The sequence below is a fragment of the Aliiglaciecola litoralis genome, assembly GCF_039523355.1.
In the GTDB taxonomy this organism is placed as follows: Bacteria; Pseudomonadota; Gammaproteobacteria; order Enterobacterales; family Alteromonadaceae; genus Aliiglaciecola; species Aliiglaciecola litoralis.
The window spans coordinates 155,500-176,779 of the sequence record NZ_BAAAFD010000007.1; the positions used below are offsets into that span (position 1 = coordinate 155,500).

General features: G+C 42.7%; 18 protein-coding genes. 9 read left to right on the plus strand and 9 right to left on the minus strand.

Features of this window, described 5'->3' with window-relative positions; all coding sequences use genetic code 11:
• Window positions 1–79: 79 nt before the first annotated feature.
• The 5 genes from ABD036_RS12965 to ABD036_RS12985 are packed head-to-tail and all read left to right on the plus strand — an operon-like array spanning window position 80 to window position 5,072.
• Window positions 80–814: a VC0807 family protein gene (locus tag ABD036_RS12965; RefSeq protein ID WP_425542574.1), complete on the plus strand. Its 735-nt coding sequence runs from the start codon at window positions 80–82 to the stop codon at window positions 812–814.
• 29 nt (window positions 815–843) lie between these two features.
• Window positions 844–1,509: an ABC transporter ATP-binding protein gene (locus tag ABD036_RS12970; protein WP_343860571.1), complete on the plus strand. Its 666-nt coding sequence runs from the start codon at window positions 844–846 to the stop codon at window positions 1,507–1,509.
• Between the two features lie 25 nt (window positions 1,510–1,534).
• A complete protein-coding gene (locus ABD036_RS12975) occupies window positions 1,535–2,302 on the plus strand; it encodes a hypothetical protein (RefSeq protein WP_343860573.1) in 768 nt (255 codons plus the stop codon).
• A 5-nt stretch (window positions 2,303–2,307) separates the two neighbouring features.
• Window positions 2,308–3,972 (plus strand): FtsX-like permease family protein, encoded by a 1,665-nt coding sequence (locus ABD036_RS12980; protein ID WP_343860575.1) that lies wholly within the window; start codon window positions 2,308–2,310, stop codon window positions 3,970–3,972.
• Window positions 3,969–5,072: a lipocalin-like domain-containing protein gene (locus tag ABD036_RS12985; protein WP_343860577.1), complete on the plus strand. Its 1,104-nt coding sequence runs from the start codon at window positions 3,969–3,971 to the stop codon at window positions 5,070–5,072. Before ABD036_RS12980 ends, ABD036_RS12985 begins: the two co-directional genes overlap by 4 nt.
• Window positions 5,073–5,154: 82 nt before the next feature.
• Here ABD036_RS12985 and ABD036_RS12990 read toward each other — a convergent pair whose 3' ends face one another.
• Both ABD036_RS12990 and ABD036_RS12995 read right to left on the minus strand, forming a co-directional pair.
• Entirely contained in the window at window positions 5,155–6,450 is a 1,296-nt protein-coding gene (locus ABD036_RS12990; RefSeq protein ID WP_343860578.1) for an alkaline phosphatase, read from the minus strand.
• A 138-nt stretch (window positions 6,451–6,588) separates the two neighbouring features.
• Window positions 6,589–7,539 (minus strand): chemotaxis protein CheV, encoded by a 951-nt coding sequence (locus tag ABD036_RS12995; RefSeq protein ID WP_343860580.1) that lies wholly within the window; start codon window positions 7,537–7,539, stop codon window positions 6,589–6,591.
• A gap of 508 nt (window positions 7,540–8,047) precedes the next feature.
• Here ABD036_RS12995 and ABD036_RS13000 point away from each other — a divergent pair.
• The 3 genes from ABD036_RS13000 (at window position 8,048) to ABD036_RS13010 (ending at window position 13,038) form a co-directional block, all read left to right on the plus strand.
• Entirely contained in the window at window positions 8,048–9,649 is a 1,602-nt protein-coding gene (locus tag ABD036_RS13000) for an isocitrate lyase (RefSeq protein ID WP_343860582.1), read from the plus strand.
• 154 nt (window positions 9,650–9,803) lie between these two features.
• Entirely contained in the window at window positions 9,804–10,748 is a 945-nt protein-coding gene (locus ABD036_RS13005) for a LysR family transcriptional regulator (protein WP_343860690.1), read from the plus strand.
• Window positions 10,749–10,863: 115 nt separating this feature from the next.
• Window positions 10,864–13,038 carry a malate synthase G gene (locus ABD036_RS13010; protein ID WP_343860584.1) on the plus strand — a complete coding sequence of 725 codons (2,175 nt, stop codon included), beginning with the start codon at window positions 10,864–10,866 and terminating at the stop codon, window positions 13,036–13,038.
• 73 nt (window positions 13,039–13,111) lie between these two features.
• Here ABD036_RS13010 and ABD036_RS13015 read toward each other — a convergent pair whose 3' ends face one another.
• The 6 genes from ABD036_RS13015 to ABD036_RS13040 form a co-directional block, all read right to left on the minus strand.
• On the minus strand, window positions 13,112–14,128 hold the full coding sequence (locus ABD036_RS13015; protein ID WP_343860586.1) for an NAD-dependent epimerase: 1,017 nt from the start codon (window positions 14,126–14,128) through the stop codon (window positions 13,112–13,114).
• 9 nt (window positions 14,129–14,137) lie between these two features.
• Window positions 14,138–15,418, minus strand: a complete 1,281-nt coding sequence (tviB, locus tag ABD036_RS13020) for a Vi polysaccharide biosynthesis UDP-N-acetylglucosamine C-6 dehydrogenase TviB (RefSeq protein WP_343860588.1) — start codon at window positions 15,416–15,418, stop codon at window positions 14,138–14,140.
• A 118-nt stretch (window positions 15,419–15,536) separates the two neighbouring features.
• Window positions 15,537–16,655 carry a nucleotidyltransferase domain-containing protein gene (locus ABD036_RS13025; protein ID WP_343860590.1) on the minus strand — a complete coding sequence of 373 codons (1,119 nt, stop codon included), beginning with the start codon at window positions 16,653–16,655 and terminating at the stop codon, window positions 15,537–15,539.
• The gene (locus tag ABD036_RS13030) at window positions 16,652–17,509 is read right to left on the minus strand and encodes an HprK-related kinase A (protein ID WP_343860592.1); all 858 of its coding nucleotides are present in this window, start codon (window positions 17,507–17,509) and stop codon (window positions 16,652–16,654) included. Before ABD036_RS13030 ends, ABD036_RS13025 begins: the two co-directional genes overlap by 4 nt.
• Window positions 17,510–17,810: 301 nt before the next feature.
• A complete protein-coding gene (locus tag ABD036_RS13035) occupies window positions 17,811–18,479 on the minus strand; it encodes a hypothetical protein (RefSeq protein ID WP_343860594.1) in 669 nt (222 codons plus the stop codon).
• Between the two features lie 146 nt (window positions 18,480–18,625).
• On the minus strand, window positions 18,626–19,396 hold the full coding sequence (locus ABD036_RS13040; RefSeq protein ID WP_343860595.1) for a S1 family peptidase: 771 nt from the start codon (window positions 19,394–19,396) through the stop codon (window positions 18,626–18,628).
• Window positions 19,397–19,496: 100 nt separating this feature from the next.
• Here ABD036_RS13040 and ABD036_RS13045 point away from each other — a divergent pair, with 100 nt between their 5' ends.
• Window positions 19,497–20,336 (plus strand): patatin-like phospholipase family protein, encoded by an 840-nt coding sequence (locus ABD036_RS13045; RefSeq protein WP_343860596.1) that lies wholly within the window; start codon window positions 19,497–19,499, stop codon window positions 20,334–20,336.
• Window positions 20,337–20,345: 9 nt separating this feature from the next.
• Here the strand turns inward: ABD036_RS13045 and ABD036_RS13050 are convergent, their stop codons facing one another.
• Window positions 20,346–21,251, minus strand: coding sequence for a hypothetical protein (locus ABD036_RS13050; RefSeq protein WP_343860598.1), 906 nt, complete (start codon window positions 21,249–21,251; stop codon window positions 20,346–20,348).
• Between the last annotated feature and the right edge of the window lie 29 nt (window positions 21,252–21,280).

The following is a 21,280-nucleotide window of genomic DNA, read 5'->3' on the forward strand; positions in this document are numbered from 1 at the left end:
TTCGATACCAGAGTAATCGTAGTGTCGGCTTCTTTTCTTATATATAATCGTCAATCAGCAGCATTAAAGTACATCTATTATGAGCAACAATATGAACAATGACGTGTCGACAAAACCATCAAAAAAACAATCGCAAAACGGTGGTTTTCTCGGAAACCTAGCATTCAATATCGTAATTCCGGTATTGATCCTGACTAACTTAAGCGGTGAAGATTACTTAGGGCCAGCTTGGAGTGTGGTGTGTGCGCTTATCTTTCCAATTGGCTTTGGGCTTTGGGACTTGAAAAAGTCAGGTAAAGTTAACGGCTATTCAGTTTTGGGAATTGTAAGTGTTTTTCTAACGGGTGGGATTACGCTGCTTAAATTACCCGCGGAATACATCGCGATTAAAGAAGCTGCCATTCCAGCTATCCTCGGGATTGCGGTTTTAGTGTCGCAATACACCCATAAATCCCTAGTGAAATTACTAATCCTAAATGACAATGTTATTGATTGGCCAGCATTGAGCCAAGCATTAGAAAACAACGACAACACCAAACTTTTTGAACGAAAAATTACGATTAGCTCTTACATTGTTGCCGCTTCTTTCTTCTTATCGTCAGTTCTCAATTATGTTCTGGCTAAAGTCATATTAGTTAGCGAGCCAGGCACCACAGCTTATGCAGAAGAGTTAGGTAGAATGACCGCTTTGAGTTACCCAATCATCATGATCCCCAGCTTGATAATGTTGTTTGCAGCGCTGGCTTATTTATTTACTCAAATGAAACGCCTGACTGGAGAAGATTTCTTTTCTTTTCTACGTGAAGAAAGTTAAGTCTTCCAATCGGTTAATAGGAGTGTTGTTTGATACAAATTCACAAGGTCAACAAATCCTATCAAGATGGAAAACAACGTAAATCCATTTTAATTGATCTTGAACTGAGCGTTCAAGACGAAAAGCATGTGGCTATCACTGGCGAATCTGGCTCTGGCAAATCCACCTTGCTGCACTTATTGGCGGCAGTAGATAAACCGGATTCAGGAACGATTAAAGTGGATGATTTGCTGATTAGTCAGTTTAGCACTTCTCAAGCTGACGATTATCGCAGACAACACTTAGGGTTGGTTTTCCAACGCTTCAATTTAATTGAATGTTTAAATGTGTGGGATAATATTTGCTTTCCAGCCCGTATCAACTCACAAGTTGAACAAGATTATATACAATCTTTGCTTGATGAATTAGGCCTCAGTGCTCTCAAAAATAAAATGCCTCAAGCGTTATCTGGGGGAGAGCAGCAACGAGTTGCAATTGCTCGAGCTTTAGCACACAAACCCAAGTTGCTACTAGCTGACGAACCTACCGGCAACCTTGATGATAAAAACAGTGATAAAGTGGCTAATTTACTCTTTAGATTATGCACTTTAAATAATACTTTTCTAGTTTTAGTGACACATAGCCTTCAATTAGCCAAACGCGCTGATTGTCACTATCTATTGCGCAACGGTCGATTGTCCCTACAACATGAATAGCGAGCGGTTTTTTCAAGTATTCAAGTTGCTAATCAAAAGCCACAAACAAACGCCGCTGACAATAGGATTGGTTTTTACTGCACTGTTTATCGGGTGCGCGGGCTTAACATCAGTTTTAGTGATCAATGAAGCGGCGAAACAAAGTTATGCCAAAATCGAGCAACCTTTGATCACCAATGTGGGCCATGTCATTGTAGCCAATCCAGGCCAGCAACTTAATCAATCTGACTACAGCACCCTGCGCACACAAGGATTTACAAATATTATTGCCGTTGCAGAGCAGCGATTGTCGTTGGATAACGGCACTGATTTGGTTTTCCTTGGAATAGATTACTTCGCCATACTCAATTTAGTATCGCGCCTAGGCAGCGACATTGCCTTAGGTTTATCTGACGCCCTAAGCAAACATCAGGCTCGATATCTTATTCACCCTCAGTACGCTAAGCAATTAACAACTCAAATTTATCAACGCGATAGCTTATCGATACAGGTAGGTGAAACACAGTATGGCCCGGTCCAAGAATTCGATGGAGCTGGCATAGGCAATCAGCTTATAGCCGATATTGCGCAATTATATGAAGACTTCCCTACGGTTAGCCTGTCTTATTTGATGGTTGTAGATACACAAAATACATTGATACCCCTTAAAAACTCATTGCCGTCGCACCTTTCTTTAAAACCGATAATGACAGCCACAGACGCCAAGGAACTCACCGCTAGCTTCCATCTAAATTTGCTGGCGATGGGATTACTGATGTTTGTAGTTTGTCTATTTGTGATCATGAATGCATAACGACTTTGCACCTATTAATTAGCAAACGTATCCGTACTTTTAAAGTGTTGCGCCAGCTTGGGATCAGTAATGCCACGTTGATCCTAGCCAGCATTGCTGAAATGCTGATCTTAAGCGTGCTGGCAACAGTCGTCGGTGTGTTACTGGGTATTCACATAGCAAATTGGCTCTCACCGGCCGTAAATCAAACCTTAGCAAGCTTGTATAGCGTCAACATTGGCCAGGGGGATTTATCGCTTGCAACTGTATTTTTACAAAGTTTAGGTGCTTGTTTACTAGGCTCGTTAATCGCCAGCGCCTTGCCGTTATATCGTATCAATCAAAACCTATCGATAGCGAGTCACGCTAACTTAACCTCTCTATCTGTCCATTTTTGGCTTACATTGGCTGGCTTTTTCTTGTGCATGGCGGGTGTATTGCTGTTAGTGACCAGTCACTTACTTTGGTCTTTTGTCAGTATTGCACTATTCATTTTTGCTGGCTGCTTTGCGATTTTAGCATTGTTACCTAAAAGTCTCGCTGCGTTGCAGTCGCGCGTATCACGTCGTCTTCCGGTTTTACATTGGAGTCTTGCAGACGCCTCAAGAATTTCCCATAGAAGCAGCGTTGCGTTATGCGCTTTCTTTATAGCGGTCGCTGCTAATATCGGCATGAATTTGATGGTTGACAGTTTTAGGCAAGCAACGAATGAATGGCTTACCCAACGACTTGATGCCGATGCTTACGTTTACGCGCAAGATACGGCAAAGGTGAAGGCGTGGTTAAACCTGCAACATCCCCATCTCGAAGCCCTGATGAGGAGAACAGACTTAGGTTCCTACAATGGAGAAAAAGTGCAGATCCGGTCATTTCCAATGGCCGCAGAGCGACAAAAAACCATGGTTTTTGATGACGCTTTACCTGACGTCTGGCGTACTTTCAGTGCCAAACAAAGTGTGCTTATCAATCAACAATTCGCATTCTCTAAAAAGATACAACTTGGCGATGAACTGGTCATCAATCGTACCTCAGGTGATGATATTGCGTTGACTGTGGCGGGTATTTACCTCGATTATGGTAACCCACAATTGCAAATATTGGTGCCACCAGATCGCATTTTGTCGAACTCCAATGAGCGACAAATTCTGGCCATATATACCAACCAAAGCACGTTAGAACAGTTAGTTGATATTAAAAACCAAGTGAATCAAGCATTTCCTCAAGCGAATGTAGCACTTAGCCACGAGTTAATCGCATTATCCATGCTCACTTTTGATCGCACCTTTGTCATCACCGCCGCATTGAATCTTATTACTTTGTTGGTGGCGGCGTTTTCTTTAGCTACCTCAGTCGTCATAATTGATCAGGACAACTCGCCACAAAGGGCGCTGATGAAGAGTTTGGGAGTCACTTCAAGTTCGCTGTTGGTGATGAGTGTATTGCAATATGGTCTGCTGTGTTTGTTTATATGCTTGCTTGCTATCCCCTTTGGTATTGGCTTAAGTTGGCTTTTAATTAATGTGGTTAATGTACAAGCGTTTTTCTGGTCTTACCCACTTTCATTTCAAACGTCTGCCTTAATAGAAGTGGTACTTTTCAGCTTAGGTATTATTGTGGCAGTAATTGCATTACCAGCTGTTAAATCCTCAAAAACCTCGCTATCGCAAGATATAAAATGGCTAGAAGTATGAACACTATAGATCGAGCAAATATACTAGCTACACTTGCGTATTGTAGTTGCCTATTACTGATTGCATGCAGCCCAGCACCAATACAAAGCGAGCAGACTTTGTTTAATGGGGCATTAAACGCTGGCGAACAAAGCTTGCAAGTTTCTCCCGGACAAGCGATTAACTTACCCTTAGATCACCAAGCTCACCCTCAATACGCCGTAGAGTGGTGGTATTTAACTGCCAACTTATTTGACCAAGATGGCAATCAGTATCCTATTCAATGGACCTTATTCCGATTCCGCAGCAACGACAATAAAAACGCATGGCACGATGGCAACCAATATATGGCACACGCGAAATTAATGTCTAGCCAAGAAACGTGGTTTGCAGAAAGGTTTGCTCGTGGTGGTGTTGGAAATGTCGCTGCGGAATTTGATGATTCAGGCAATAATTTCAGTGCTTATATCGATGACTGGCGTTGGCAAGCAAAAGGGGAGGACCTGTTGCCAGCAATGCTTTGGTTCAACTTAACAGACAATGTTAGCGTGGATTTATCATTACACTCAAAGCAACCCTATGTGCTTCACGGTACGCATGGATATAGCATCAAACAGGCAAGTTCCGAGCATGCTTCAATGTATTACAGTCAACCTTTTATTCAATTAAATGGCACACTCACCCTGCCCAACAACGTGGTTGAAGTTAGTGGGCAAGGTTGGTTTGACCATGAGTGGAGTGCACGATTAAGTGACCCATCAACCAATGGATGGGATTGGTTTTCACTACATTTAGATGATGGCAACAAGCTAATGATATTCAGAGTACGGCATCCATCGTCTAGTGAAGATTGGTTTGGCAGCTATATGACCGCTACAGGCGACATTACGGCGTTAAAAGCACAGGACATCACTGCAAAGGTGAAAAAAACCACGTTAATAGCTGACAAAGATTTGCCATTGCATTGGACAATTTCTGTGCCTAGGTTTGGTATCGCATTAGAGGTGACGCCGTTCAAACCGGATCAATATACCGACGCTAGCTTTAGCTATTATGAAGGAGCTGTAGCGGTTCACGGCAGCCATGCTGGCGTTGGCTTTATAGAACTCACGGGCTATTAACCGCGAAGATATTTAACCACCCAAGAATAAGCAAGAGACTCAGACTGATGTTAAAACCGACCCAGTCTCTTGGACATAAATATTAGGGCTTAGCCATCATCTGAAACAACTTTTTGGGAATATCAGTGTTGTCCATATGCCCTTTAAATTGCTCTGCGCCTTTGCCCATGGCAAACACTTGAACATCTACACCGGTATGTCCGCTAGTGGTCCATCCCGTATTTGTGCGAACGTCCATGAGCTTTTTGAGCTGAGTATATATAGCTTCTTGATCGGCAATATTCAGCGCAGACAAAAGCGACTTTTCATCTTTGCTGAGCGAAAATCCTAACCACGACTCTGCGGTTTCGATTGGTGAGTCACTGTGGCTTATCTTTTCAGCAAGGGCCTCAAGCGATCCTTTTAGGTTTTTTAATGGTTCTGGATCCCAGCGATAGTCTTTATTAGCTGCAATAGTGAACCCGCCGGTACTATGGTCGGCAGTGACTACCACCAAGGTATCAGGATTAGCTTTAACATAAGACTCTAACCACTCCAACGTCATTGCTAGATCATGGGTTTCAGCCATCGCGGAAGCTACGTCGTTGGTATGTCCGGCCCAATCAATTTGACTACCTTCTACCAATAAAAAATAACCTTTATCATTGGTCAATTGCTTGATAGCGGCCTCAACTAAAGCGGGCAAGCGGGTTTGCTTCGGCGTATCCAATGCCCAAGGCATGCCTGTATCGCCAAATAATCCAAGTAACGGTTGCTGTGGTTCAATAGCACTCAATTGCGCCATATCATCAACATATTGATAACCAGCTCGCTTAAATTCTTCAACGAGATTACGATCCTCTCTTATAAAGTATCTCCAGCCGCCGCCTAACATTACGTCAAGGGCAAACTTCCCCTGTACTTTGTCATCAAAATAACTATCAGCTATCGCATTATAATTTCTACGATTTTCATTATGGGCAGCATAAGACGCTGGCGTAGCATGATTAATTTGCGAGGTTACAGCGACCCCAGTTTTCATTCCGCGAGATTTCGCCCACTCTAATACAGTTTGCTGAGGATCTTTATTTGTGTCTAATCCAATGGCGCCATTATAAGACTTGTGTCCTGTGGATAAGGCTGTAGCACTAGCCGCTGAGTCAGTGATGTAACCACTCACTCTTGCCGGATACGTGCTTGCCATGCCTACCAAGTGTCTATCAAACACCGTTTGTTCAATTTTATCGGATGATTTATCGTCAGCGAAATAGCGATAAGCTGTGGTATAGGCAGGTCCCATTCCATCGCCCACAACCATGATGATATTGGTCGGCTTTTCAGCCTGAGCGCACGCAGAAACCGCAAAACCAATGAGTGCTATTAAGGAAAGTCGTGTCATTGTTACTCCGGGGGCTAATGAATTATGTGTATGATACGTGATTTATTGATATATGACTGTGAATTTATCACAAAATGATATGGCCCGCCTGCGTCTGTTGCAACTAAAAGCACGCTCGTTTTCAGTATTGAGGGTTGGCTAGTTACCGGCTAATTTTTCACGCATTCGCTGCTGTACAACATCGACCAGCATATCAGGTTGAAATTTAGAAATGAGACGATTACATCCGACTTTTTGTACCATCGCTTCGTTAAAGCTACCACTTAATGAGGTATTTAATGCGATGAATAAATCACTCATTCTATCATCCGATCGCACTTCTGCTGTTAATCGATAGCCATCCATTTCGGGCATTTCAGCATCAGTGAACATCATTAAAATTTCATCAGAGACATTTTTACCTTCATCGGCCCACGCCTTTAAGTGTTTAAGCGCCATTAAGCCATCACGCATTTCAATGGTTTTAATACCCAATTGTTTCAGCGTGTCACGCACCTGCCAGCGCGCGGTGGCTGAATCATCGACAACTAATACGGTCTGTCCATGCAAATGTTTAACCACGGCTTCATCAAGTATTTCCTCTGATATTTCAATGTCATAATCAACAATCTCGGCCAATACCTTCTCTACATCAATGATTTCTACAATTTCATTTTTACCTGCAATTTCAATCTGGGTAATGGCAGTGAGATAATTGTTTTTGCCGATAGTAGTAGGTGGGGGCTGAATATTGCTCCAGGACGTATTGACAATATTCATCACATCACCAATTAAAAAGCCCTGAACGCTGCGGTTGTATTCGGTGATAATTACATTTTGACGTTCACTGTCGCCGACCTTTGAGGTCATTTTTATAGCTTGCCGAAGATCAATTACTGGAATTGACGTGCCTCGATAATTAGTCACACCTCGCAAGTTTGCATGCAAACCGGGCATTTTATTCAATTGAGGTACCGTGATCACTTCTTTCACTTTGAACACATTGATGGCAAACGTATGCCGAGAGCCTAATTTGAACATTAACAGTTCAAGCCGGTTTTCTCCAACCAGCTGTGTTCTTTGATCCACTGACGCCAAAATTCCGGACATAATCACCAACAAAAGGTTATTTGACTAAAATAATAGTCGTAAAGCCTCGGTTTTGAGAACAATTTAGCGCAATTGTCCATGCTTTTAATCAAGACTTCACCACTAACTTTCTAAATTTACGCACCGATATGCGCACGAATGAGCCCACTCAATATAGAAATATGGCTAATGCAAAGTGCCAATACAGCGATCCAACAGGCCGCCATGCAAGCAGATATCATAATACGTTTTACACCTCACCTTAGCTTTTATCTGCTCATTTGAAAAAATCGTAAATCTTTTCCGCAAATTACATCCCCCTTATCAGTGCTGTTGCTAGGTACAGCACAAACATTCACAAAAACTATACCCAGAATTAATAATATTAGTTTTATTTATTAAGCTTGGCGCATTAGCATGTCTTCATCGAAACAAAACTACCAATAAACGAATCGATACGTTGAGTCAGGGGAAATAACGACATATACCTTGACCTCCGCTCCCTACAAGAAATGAGAAGGATACAAACATGTCTCAATATCAAAACGACTTAGCAGCATTTTCAACTTTATGTCAGCAAAACGGCAGTGGCTGGAATGCAATTAATCCTGAATATGCGGCGCGTATGAAAGCACAGAATCGCTTCAAAACGGGATTGGAAATTGCAAAATACACGGCTGCGATTATGCGTAAAGACATGGCAGATTATGATGCCGATAGCAGCCAATATACTCAATCATTGGGCTGCTGGCATGGTTTCATTGGTCAACAAAAAATGCTCGCGGTGAAAAAGCATCAAGGCACAACGGCTAAAAAATACTTGTATCTTTCTGGTTGGATGGTCGCGGCACTTCGCTCTGAGTTCGGCCCATTACCGGATCAGTCTATGCACGAAAAAACTTCTGTACCGGCTTTGATTGAAGAGTTATATACCTTTTTACGTCAAGCGGATGCCAGAGAGCTGGGTGATTTGTTTAAGCAGCTTGATAGCGCCAGAGCAGCAGGGAAAGATACTGCAGACATCCAAGCTCAGATCGATAATTATGAGACCCACGTTGTGCCAATTATTGCGGATATTGATGCTGGATTTGGTAATGAAGAAGCGACTTATTTACTTGCGAAACAAATGATTGAAGCGGGTGCATGCTGTATCCAAATTGAAAACCAAGTATCTGACGCTAAACAATGTGGTCACCAAGACGGCAAAGTGACTGTGCCACATGAAGATTTTCTGGCTAAGATTAATGCTGTTCGTTATGCATTCTTAGAGCTAGGGGTAGATGACGGTGTCATTGTCGCCAGAACCGATTCATTAGGCGCAGGCTTAACCCAAAAAATCCCAGTATCAAGAGAGCCTGGTGATTTAGCGTCACAATATAACGCCTACCTTGATACCCAAGAAGTGAATTCAGTTGAAGATTTAAATGAAGGTGATTTGGCACTGAAACAAGGTGGCAAATTAGTCAAGCCGGTTCGTTTACCTAATGGCTTGTTCAAGTTTAAAGACAATACCGGTTTTGACCGAGTTGTTCTTGATTGCATTACTTCACTGCAAAATGGCGCAGATTTACTCTGGATAGAAACCGAAAAGCCCCATGTTGGTCAGATAGGTGCAATGGTTAACGAAATTCGTAAAACCGTACCTAATGCCAAGTTAGTGTATAACAATTCTCCCTCATTTAACTGGACCTTAAACTTCAGACAGCAAGTATTTGATACTTGGAGCGAACAAGGCAAAGATTTGTCGAGTTATGTACGCGATGATCTGATGCAATCAAAATACGATGATTCTGAGCTCGCTCTTGAGGCTGATGAGAAAGTCCGTACTTTCCAGGCTGATGCAGCACGAGAAGCTGGTATTTTCCATCATTTGATCACCTTGCCAACCTATCACACAGCGGCCCTTTCAACGGATAATCTAGCCAAAGGATACTTTGGCGATGAAGGTATGCTGGCTTATGTGAAAGGAGTGCAACGTCAAGAACTGCGTCAAGGTCTTGCTTGTGTGAAACACCAAGCGATGGCGGGTTCTAATTTAGGCGATGATCACAAAGAATATTTCAGCGGAGAACAAGCCCTCAAAGCCGCTGGAGAAGACAACACCATGAACCAATTTGACGTGGTAGTTTAATTCGTTAAGCCCGCTATCAGATTGCAAATAATCATGTAATCGGTTTAGTCATAAAAGCAAGGCTTCGGTCTTGCTTTTTTTTTGCAGGTGAACTCAATGATGACACTGCGTATACTGTTAACCGCTTAGAATTTTGATGAAAAGTAGAATCACATTGAATATTGCCAAAGTCGACCTTAATTTACTGGTATACCTAGATGTGCTGCTGCGAGAAGGCAGTGTCACTAAAGCTGCTAATCAACTCAGTATCACCCAACCCGCGATGAGTAATGGATTGAAGCGGCTTAGAGATCTTTTCAAAGATCCGCTAATGGTGCGGACCAGCGACGGCATGACTCCAACCAAACGCGCGCTTGAATTACAACCCGTAGTAAGAGATGTGTTAGCTAAATTAGAAACTACTATTCAGCCAGAAACAGAATTTGTTGCCAGCAGCAGCCAGCGCACCTTTCGAATCATGGCCAGTGACTATGCAGAGTCGACTTTACTGATTGAAGTTATTCGCCAATTGGGTCGGATAGCGCCAAATATTACCCTGGATGTGATCACGCCGAGTGATGTGACCTTCCATGACGTTGAACACGGCAAAGTCGATATGGCGATAAACCGGTTTGAGGAATTACCTTTGTCATTTCATCAAAAAGTGATCTGGTATGACAGCTTCTCTTGCGTAATCAAAAGCAGCAACCCGATTGTCTCTCAATTCGATTTAACTAGTTATCTTTCTGCTCAGCATATTTGGGTCAGTAAAACCGGCTTTGGTGTAGGTGTGGGGGTCGACCCCAATGAAGTTCAAAAGCTGGGGTGGGTAGATGCTGAACTGACTAAATTAGGTAAGAAACGAGATATTCGGGTATTTACTCGTCATTATCATGTTGCCTTGCAACTGGCCAAAGCACAAAATCTGGTGGCCACCCTGCCGACCAAGGCCGCCAAGCTCTATTCTGCTGATCCGGATGTGGTGATCTTAGCGCCGCCTTTTGATATTCCCCCCATAGGACTTAAAATGGCCTGGAGTGCGTTATTACATCATGATGCGGGACACATTTGGTTTCGTCGATTGATCAGTGATGTAGCAACGCAACTAAATGAACCTTAATTTAAGTCCGACACCCTACAATTCATAAAGATTATAACCAAGATACAAACCATAAATTAATAATATATGCATCATGACCGTATGATGGGAGAAACACGCCTCAGGAGTAGTGAATATGCAAAACTATAAAACCATAGGAAACTTAAAGGTCGCCGAACAATTGGCTGATTTTATAGACAAAGAGGTGATACCGGGTATCGATATCAGTGCAGACGAATTTTGGCGCGGGTTCGAATCCATCCTCGAAGACTGCAGTCCTGCTAACAAAGCGTTGCTCGAGAAGCGACAAGCCTTGCAGAGTTTGATTGATGATCACAATAAAGAGTTTCCCAATCAGTCTATTGAACAATACAAAAGCTTTCTGACTGAAATAGGCTACTTACTGCCTGATCCTGCCCCTTTTAACGTGACCACCGAGGGGGTAGATCCTGAAGTAGCAACCGTAGCCGGCCCGCAATTGGTTGTGCCCATCAATAACGCTCGATATGCAATCAATGCCGCGAATGCCAGATGGGGCAGTTTATACGACGCCGCTTACGGCACTGATGTGATAAGTGAAGACGATGGCGCGCACCGAAAAGGACCATACAATCCAGTGCGTGGCAACAAAGTGATAAGCTTTGCTCGCCAATGGTTAGATACAATCGCTCCGCTTGCCAATGGCTCCCATCAGCAAGCTGCTGCGTATCAGCTTAGTGACGATACATTAACGGTGAAATTATTAGATGGAAAATTCACTGAGTTGCAAAACCAACAGCAGTTAATAGGGTATTCAGGCGACAAAGATAAACCCGACTCGATTTTGATCGGCCATCACGGTCTGCATGTAGAACTGCAATTTGATCCTGAGCATCCAATAGGAAGAACAGACCCAACGGGAATGAAAGATATCTTGGTTGAATCGGCACTATCTACCATCATGGACTGCGAAGATTCCGTTGCGGCTGTGGATGCCGAAGATAAAACCTTAGTCTATCGCAACTGGCTTGGCTTAATGAAAGGCACGTTAGATACGCAAGTACAAAAAGGCCAACGTACCATTACACGCCGCCTTAATCCAGATAGACGTTTTAAAAACCTGCAGGGTGTCGAATTTAGTATCAAAGGCCGCAGCTTGATGTTTATCCGTAATGTCGGCCTGTTGATGGATACAGATGCCATTTTATATCAACAAAAACCCATCCCTGAGGGGATTATGGATGCCGTGATCACCTCGTTAATTGCTAAGCATGATTTGAATGGCAATAGCCCGTTTAAAAATAGTGAGTACGGCAGCATCTATATTGTGAAACCCAAAATGCACGGTCCCGAAGAAGTGGCGTTTTCTAATACTCTATTTACCAAAGTAGAGGCCCTGCTTAAGTTAAATGAAAATACGATTAAGATGGGTATCATGGATGAGGAAAGACGCACTAGCGTCAATCTGAGTGCCTGTATTGCAGCGGCAAAACACCGCGTTGCCTTTATCAACACCGGCTTTCTAGATCGTACCGGTGATGAAATTCATACCTCAATGCATCTTGGCCCCTTTGCGTTAAAAAGTGATCTGAAAGCCATGCCCTGGATCGGTGCCTACGAAAAAGATAATGTGACTCGTGGACTCATGGCTGGCTTGTCTGGCAAGGCACAAATTGGCAAAGGCATGTGGCCAGTGCCAGATAATATGGCAGATATGATGCAAACTAAAATCCAGCATCCGCAAGCAGGCGCTAATACGGCTTGGGTTCCCTCCCCGACTGCCGCAACCTTGCATGCTCTGCATTATCATCAGGTAGATGTATTTGAATGCCAACGTAATTTGTCTGATGAACAGACAACCCATGTAAATGAAATTTTAACTGTACCGCTAATGACCAATCGAGATGCGCTAGATGCACAGTCAATTCAACAAGAGATTGACAATAATGTACAAGGTATTTTGGGCTATGTGGTGCGCTGGGTTAATCAAGGGATTGGTTGCTCCAAAGTACCCGATATTCACAATGTTGGGCTAATGGAAGATAGAGCAACGTTGCGGATTTCCAGCCAACATATTGCCAACTGGTTATTACACGGTATTGTGACTGAGCAACAGGTGATGAGCTCACTAGAGCGAATGGCGCAATTAGTTGATGAGCAGAATCAAGGTGATGCTGATTATATACCAATGTGCCCCGAATTGAGTAAGTCCATCGCGTTTGATGCCGCTAAAGCATTGATCTTTCAAGGTACCACACAACCTAGCGGTTACACCGAACCGCTGCTGCACGCGATGCGAAGAAAAATGAAAGCGCAGCCGAATCAACAGTAAAAGCAACACCTGCAAAAGTAAAAGGCCATACTACAGTATGGCCTTTTTGGGTACTTCAGGAATTTGTTAAGCATTACACTTTAAAGTAGTCCTTATACCACTTTACAAAATTTCCGATCCCTTCATTGATGCTAGTTTGTGGACGATAGCCAACATCGTCCACCAAGGCTTCAACATCTGCATAAGTGTCAGGAACATCGCCCATTTGCAAGGGAAGTAATTCTTTCTCAGCAGTCTTACCTAGATGCCCTTCTAACGTCTCAATGTAGTCCATTAATTGTACCGGCGTTTGTGCGCCAATATTATAGACACGCCAAGGGGCTTTGCTGGTACCTGAGTCAGGCGCAGCCCCTGACCATTCAGGATTAGGCTGAGCAGTGTGATCTAGGGTGCGGATAATACCTTCAACAATATCATCAATATAAGTAAAGTCGCGCCTGTGGTTACCGTAATTAAACACTTTTATTGGCTTGTCTTCTAATATCGCTTTGGTAAACAAGAATAAAGCCATGTCGGGACGTCCCCAAGGACCGTAAACCGTAAAGAATCGCAATCCAGTGGTGGGTAAGTCATACAAATGACTGTAAGTATGCGCCATTAGCTCATTGGCCTTTTTACTGGCAGCGTAAAGTGACACAGGATGATCGACGTTGTCGTGAACAGAAAACGGCATTGACTCATTAGCGCCATACACTGAGCTGGATGATGCGTAGACCAAATGCTGTACTTTATTGTGTCGGCACCCTTCTAAGACATTCATGAAGCCAACGATGTTAGCATCGATATAGGCATGCGGATTTTCCAAGGAATAACGCACTCCAGCTTGGGCGGCTAGGTGCACCACTTTATCGAATTTATGTTCGGCAAAAAGCGCTTCCATACCCTCACGATCTTCAACCGACATTTTTACAAAACTAAAGTTGAATGCTTGTTTATGTTTTTCAACGCGTTTGAGTCTATCTAGCTTCAGGTTGACATCGTAGTAGTCGTTAAGATTATCCAAACCTACTACTTCATCACCGCGCTCAAGCAAATATAAGCTTACATGTGAACCGATAAAACCAGCAGCGCCGGTTACTAAAATTTTCATCGCTTTTCCCTACAGTCTTAAATCGACCAGCTGTTTATCTAAAATATATTTTAAATCAAAAATAACGCAATTTTCTTTACCTAAGGCTTGGATATCTTGCATGCTCATTTGTTTGAATTGAGAATGCGCCACGGCAGCAATGATCGCATCATATTTACCTAGCTCAGGCTTGTCGATCAACGACATTCCATATTCATGTTCAACTTCAGCAGATTCTGCCCAAGGATCATAAATGTCGACGTTTACGTGGTAGTTATCCAATTCACTCGCAATATCAACTATTTTGGTATTTCGAATATCCGGACAATTTTCCTTAAAGGTGATCCCCATCAGTAATACATTGGCTCCGTTTACCATGATCTTTTTAGTTAGCATTTTCTTGACCAAGCGGCTAACCACATATTCACCCATTTGGTCATTGATTCGGCGCCCCGCTAATATTACCTCAGGGTGATAGCCAATCTCTTCAGCCTTATGGGTTAAATAGTAAGGGTCAACCCCGATACAATGGCCGCCAACTAAACCGGGTCTGAATGGCAAAAAGTTCCATTTGCTGCCTGCGGCTTCTAATACTTCTTCGGTATCGATGCCTAAGCGCTCAAATATCATGGCCAATTCATTGATCAATGCGATATTCAGATCTCGTTGGGTGTTCTCAATGACTTTAGCTGCTTCAGCAACCTTAATAGAGGATGCTTTATGGGTACCCGCGGTAATAATGCTCAAATACAACTGGTCGACAAGTTCACTAATTTCTGGGTTTGAGCCGCTGGTAACTTTGACAATATTTTCAAGGCGATGGGTTTTATCGCCGGGATTGATCCGCTCGGGACTGTAACCTGCAAAAAAATCTTGATTGAAGGTCAACCCAGAAAAGGATTCAATCAATGGCAGACACACTTCTTCAGTGGCTCCGGGATAAACAGTTGATTCGTAGATTACGGTAGTGCCACGTTGGATTACTCGACCAATCATTTCACTGGCTTTGCGCAAGGGTGTGAGGTCTGGTTGACGATTCTTATCAATAGGTGTTGGCACAGTGACGATAATAAAATCACAATTAGCAAGATCTTGAGGGTCACTGCTAAATGATAACGAAGTCACACTTTGTAACTCTTCAGGTGAGACCTCAAGTGTATGATCTTCACCACGCTTCAATTCATCGATACGCTGTTGATTGATATCAAAGCCCAAGGTGCTATATTTTTTACCAAACGCGACCGCAAGGGGCAAGCCCACATAGCCTAAACCAATTATGCCTATGCGTTTTTCTAATAATTGTTGTGCCAAACCCAGTTCCTCTTAAAGGCATTAAAGTGCTAAATACATGCACTACTAACCCGTTAGTTTGCCTGTATTTAATTTAAATTAGTAGTATCAGATTGGGAAATTTGTGCTGACGTACCCATTACCAGTTTGGATTCTTCGGTAATTTGGGATCAAAGTGGTGTTTTCCAAATAATTTATCACGTAGCGACAGAAAGGTTTTCACTGCGAAATGCTTACATAAAATCGCGGCTGGCATTTTTATCCAATGACCTCGCAGATACACCATCATTTTTGCAAATGCGATGCGTTTAGTCACCACGTGATCATGCTCAGGGGCAATTGCAGGAATGATGACGTTTTCGACCAACCAGCGATCAGAGCCGGTTAAATTTCTCTGTTTCATGTAGTTAGCTACTTCGATGGGAAACTCGATAGCAGAATAATGGGCAAGCGCGTGCAAACAACTTATAAATTCAAATTCGAACTTGGTTTGTTTAGCCAGGTGTATGAGTTGCTGCCAAAAACCGCTATCTTGAAATTCATCTACCAGCAACGTGATATCGAGTAAGTCACGGGTCCAACTGCTGCTGTCTTCATTGGCAAACATATGAATGATGCTGTGCATAACTGTAGAGGCAGGATCTAACACAAAACAGCCACTTTGGGTTTTTTCACGGGACGAGATAAAACAAGCAATATCGACCGCACGACCACTTATCGGCGGATAGAGATTATGGTGCATATCAACCACAGTAGAACGATTAATGTGGATCAAAGGCGGGATTTCATGAGCCCATTGTCGATAGTACTGTTCGTCATAATCAGTAAGGTGTTGAGACTTCCAACGTTTCAACTTTAAATGCGCTTCGGCACGCGCAATATCCTGTTTGTTAACTAACAGATCGAGATCTGAACATATTCGACCGCGACTGTTGATGCTGTCTCGTAATGTGTAGCCTGCACCTTTCAAAAAAATGGCAGTAACATCAATTTCTTCAAGCAACTTACAAAGCTCTACAGCCTCAAACCGGATCTGCAGGGCTTGGCGCTGTGCGTAAACACAAGCAGAATTCAGATGTTGTTGAATGAAGTCTGGATACGCTTGGTAACAATTGTGTCGCATAGCACTATTATAAAGGGACGCGACCAACTTTGCTTCACGTAACACAAAGAGCATTTCTTGCCATTGCTTAAGTGTGTAATTAAGACCAACTTGAGGCTTGAGGAGTAGCTCGAATATCGATTCAGTGGTGATCATTTTACTGCCTCAATAATATCTTCGGTCAAAAAATCACTGACGTCCTTTACATCGTTATAGGCGATTTCAAAATGTTGAGTAGCCCGGATGATCGTATCGACAGTTTCAAATCCAGTGCGGCCAAGTACATTGTAATTAAAAGCATTTTTACTAAGCACATTGAATGCGTACAAGTCATCAAGCTGATAAATAGTCAGTGGCGTGTCAGCTTGATATTTAGGGAACACGATAGCCACGATTGGCACTGGCTGTAGCTGTTGATAATCTTGCCAATCTAACACTTTAACGTGCGCTACATCGCCCTTTTGCGTATCTTTGTTCGTTGCTGTGAATACCGCTTGTGGATACCACTTCTTAATTAAATCAATTGAATTGTTTTTTAAGCAAACCGGTCGATATAGCGCCGAAACATGTCCAGTATGAATATCAATAATGGCCATTTCGTCTGAATAAGTGTGCCAACCGGCTAACCCTAAAGAGGCGGTTAACGTACTTTTACCTGAACCTGGCATCGCAGGTAACACAATCGCCTTACCATTTTTAACCAGCACTGCTGCATGGATAATTAGGTTGGTAAAATCGTGCGCGGCAATACACCAGTTCATCCCCCATTCAAGCAAGGCTGCGGCCTGTGAACTCGGCAAGGGTTTAAATGGCGAATGTTGGTCAGCGTAGAAACTGATTTGTGGTTTGATAACACGTCGAAGCAAGGAGTCGTACTTAAGTGCAATTCGAAAATCGACAGGCTTATCGGTTTGTGGAACGTCCCCATAAATCAATTCAACGGCGGTATTGACCTTTTCTACTTGAGAGACGAATTCGAATCGATAGAGGCCGGTATCGATTGTTTGCATTTACCGTTTTTCCCTTACAACGTGTTGCACTTTTAGCTGTTCAATTGTGTGCTGAGCTTGAACTCTATTCAGATTTAACCAGTGCATGAGGTCATCAATTGTGAAAGGGCTATGTACTTGATGAGACAGGGTTTCGCCATCTTCCGATACCATGGCACTCAAAAGCTGCGTGTCGCCATTATAGCCATTGTATATTGCGATGCCACTGTTGTCCCCGAGCCAAGATAGTCTTGATCCGGGGAACAACTCATAACAAGAAGGGTTGTCTTTATTCAAAGCGGGAATTCAACTACCAGCTTTTCTAGCTGCAATGAGTAACAGACCAATAAGTTGAACCATCATGATAACCTAATTCGTCTTCAGTAATTGAAAAGCCCGTAGGCGAATTAGACATGACTTTGTAATACAAATACAGTTTTTCTATTTGCTCTAATGCTGAGTCTCGGCCATCAGGAATACCATTGTAAAATCCAAAGTAGCTATTCAGATAAACCGCGGCCATGTGGAAGAAGATGTTATTTTCGAAATTGGGACCTAGATATTTATCTAACCCTTGTTGAACCGTTATTTGTGGAGCGCCTAACTCAGAGTCCAACGTCATAGTGTGGTTTAACGCTGCACTGATAGCGGACTCATAACAGGCTTTTCGATTAGAATAAGCTTGGGTTCTATGTCCCATCGCCTGTCTGTCATCACCCAAGGATCTGAAGGTAGAATGCAGGTTATTATCCCAGGTTTTCCAATTACCAGGAGAGCGCCCACCGTTAAAATTAGGTATTTCACAATGATGATCACTGTCGCCATGTTGTGACAAATTACCTGACATAGTGCCCGATACAGTACAAGTTCCCCAAACTGATTTGGCGGGAAGGCTTACAATCACTGCTCCAGTAGCCGTTTTCTTTAGAAAATTACGGCGCTTACTCACTGCAGAAACATCCTTTTTAGACAACTTTTCGAATTCATTCATTGATTTAAACCTATATTTTGCGACGTTTGAGCGCTGGTTAACTCTATTGCCACTGGAACTGCAAAAACCGCACCAGAACGGCAAATCATTGATTTTATTGAATTTTAAAAACCCACCTAATCAACACTGTAAAATATTTCGACATGTTATTTTAGCTTAACACCCGCTTTATCAAGCAGTTCACGAACGTATTTTACAGGTATTGCGTAAGTAATGCCACTTGGGTCTGATAATACCGCTTCTTTAGTCGTTTTAACAAACACTTTATTGATCACTGCAACGACTTCCCCACTTACTGAATGATATACCGCGCTGCCGCTATTGCCTGGATAGGCTGTGGCGTCCATTTGATACACAAAATAAGGATCGCGCAGGCGTTTAACGGTGGAGATATCGAGTTGACTAGAGTGGCTTGAGGGAATAATCACGGGGGTTGCAGCAGCAATGATACCGCGATGGGTTACGGGGTAAAAACCTAAAATCTGGCCAATAGGAAACCCGGTAAAAATCACTTCTGATCCATCAGGGATCAATTCTGGTTTCGCCAATTTAAATGGTTTCATTGTGGTATTGATGCGCAATAGAGCTAAGTCATGTAACTCATCTATTTCAACCACCGTTGCTTCATACACACGAGGTCGGCTGCCCTCACCTGCAAACACGACTCTTCGCTGTTTCGACTTAGGGTCGAGCTTGTTATCAATAACATGATGATTAGTAATAATATGGCGTCCATCGGCGACTACAAATCCGGTACCGTGCAAAACTGATCGAGGCGATCTTAATGGATCATGAACTCCTATCCCCACCACTGACGATTTTGATTTTTTGACAATTTCAACAATGTCGTGGGCTTTGACGCTGTGAGCTATTGTTAAAAACCACAGCAATAATAAGCAATTAATCCGTTTAATCATGACACCTCTTTTACCCCTGATTTGCATTTTTTGACATTTCGTAATGCAATTTTCCAGTTTTGAACCATATTTTAAATAACCTTGAAAATCAATGTAGCTTATGCCTGAATCAAAACACAATGCCACACCACAGATTGTACCCATTTTCTCAGGAGGAGGTACCCGATTAACTGCCCATGTTGGCATACTTCACGCACTTAATGAGATGAATATTCAATTTAATCATGTTGTTGGTATATCTGGCGGCTCGATTATTTGTGCCCTGTATTGCAGCGGCAAACCTCTGGACGAAATATTAGAGCTTGCGCTTAATACGGACTTTAGACAATTCAAAGGATATTCGTTATTTCGACTGTTAAAAGAAGGCGGACTAAGCTCTGGCAATGGATTTGAGAACTGGATGGATGAGCAGCTTGATGGCAAAACATTTCGGCAGCTCACCACCGATTTAAGTATTGTTGCCACTGACGTCAATGGTGGAGGACCGGTTATTTTTGACAAACAAAGTACGCCAGATTTGAAAGTGTCACAGGCGGTCAGGTACTCGATGTCTATCCCCCTTGTTTTTAGTTTTAAGAGTTACGGTGACCACTTACTCGTGGACGGTGCGATTTTGTCGGAAGACGCGTTATTTAGAGATTGGTCAGGAAAAGGCCACGAAAACATGTGTTTCCGACTCAAAAGTCAACAGGTTAAACAGGTACAAAAACGCCAAGTTTTTTTTCATTTACCCGAATATCTTTTTATGTTGATACGCACCTTTATGACCGCATTGTCTCGTGAATATGTGCACGAAGAGCATTGGCATAACACCATAATTGTTAATACCGGCGAATATTCTTCGGTTGATTTTGCCATGTCCAAAGAACAAAAAATGCAACTGTTTGATATGGGCAGAAAAACGGCATTGGATTTTGTACCACGCAAGTTGCACAATTAAATATATAAGCTATTTCTGCCCCTTTTCGAGCAATGCTGACAGCGGAAGCAGTACAATTTGCGCAATGAAAAGCGGAGTATTTTCTTTGCTATAACCGGCACAAATATGGCTTACTTTGTGATCTGAGGTCGATTCTTGGATTTCAGGACTCACCACGATATTCAACACATCATTACTACTCAAGTTACTCAGTTGCCGCTTATCGATGCAAAGCTTATGGTTTGCATAAATCATAGGATCGTCAATTAAATCGTGCTCAATCGCTTGTGCACGCTCCAGTAGTGCGGAAGAAAGCAAACTCATAGGATACATTTGCGGGAACCGTACTTTATCAGCAAACTCATCAATGTAATCTGACTGCTCAGCAAAGGCACTGGTTAAAAAGTTCTTTGCATTACCGACAATCATGTATTTTCGTTTGAGAAAATATTCTGAGGCAGCATCGAATGTGCGATCAGCACGTCTCCCCCAATCTATATTTTTCGGAAAGTGCTCAGGCAAATCGATAGCGCAAAATTCAGACTCACGTTTAAAGCCTAGGATCACCGCCTTGCCATTCGCTTTAAGTAACAATCGATTAGAATAGACTCGCCCATGGTCTGTTTGACTTAACTTTCCAGGCTTAACTTCTAAGCTGAGTTCATCGCCAGGATTAACAACGCCGGCAAAGGTAAACTCAAACACGCTGAATGGGTAATCATCTCTCTTCTCAACTGCGTCAAAGGTAACAGACAATTCAACCCGTTCTATTTGCGTTTCAATGAAGCAGCCCAATTGGAAACCTAATGCGATAGGACCTTTAAATGGGTTAGACCGAATCCAATTCCATCGATTCTTATCATGAAACAAATTGAAATCATCAGTAGAATTTCTTGCCGCTTCAATATGAAATTGAGATAAACGAAATGGTCCCAAAACTCACTCCTTATAATGAATACCAATTA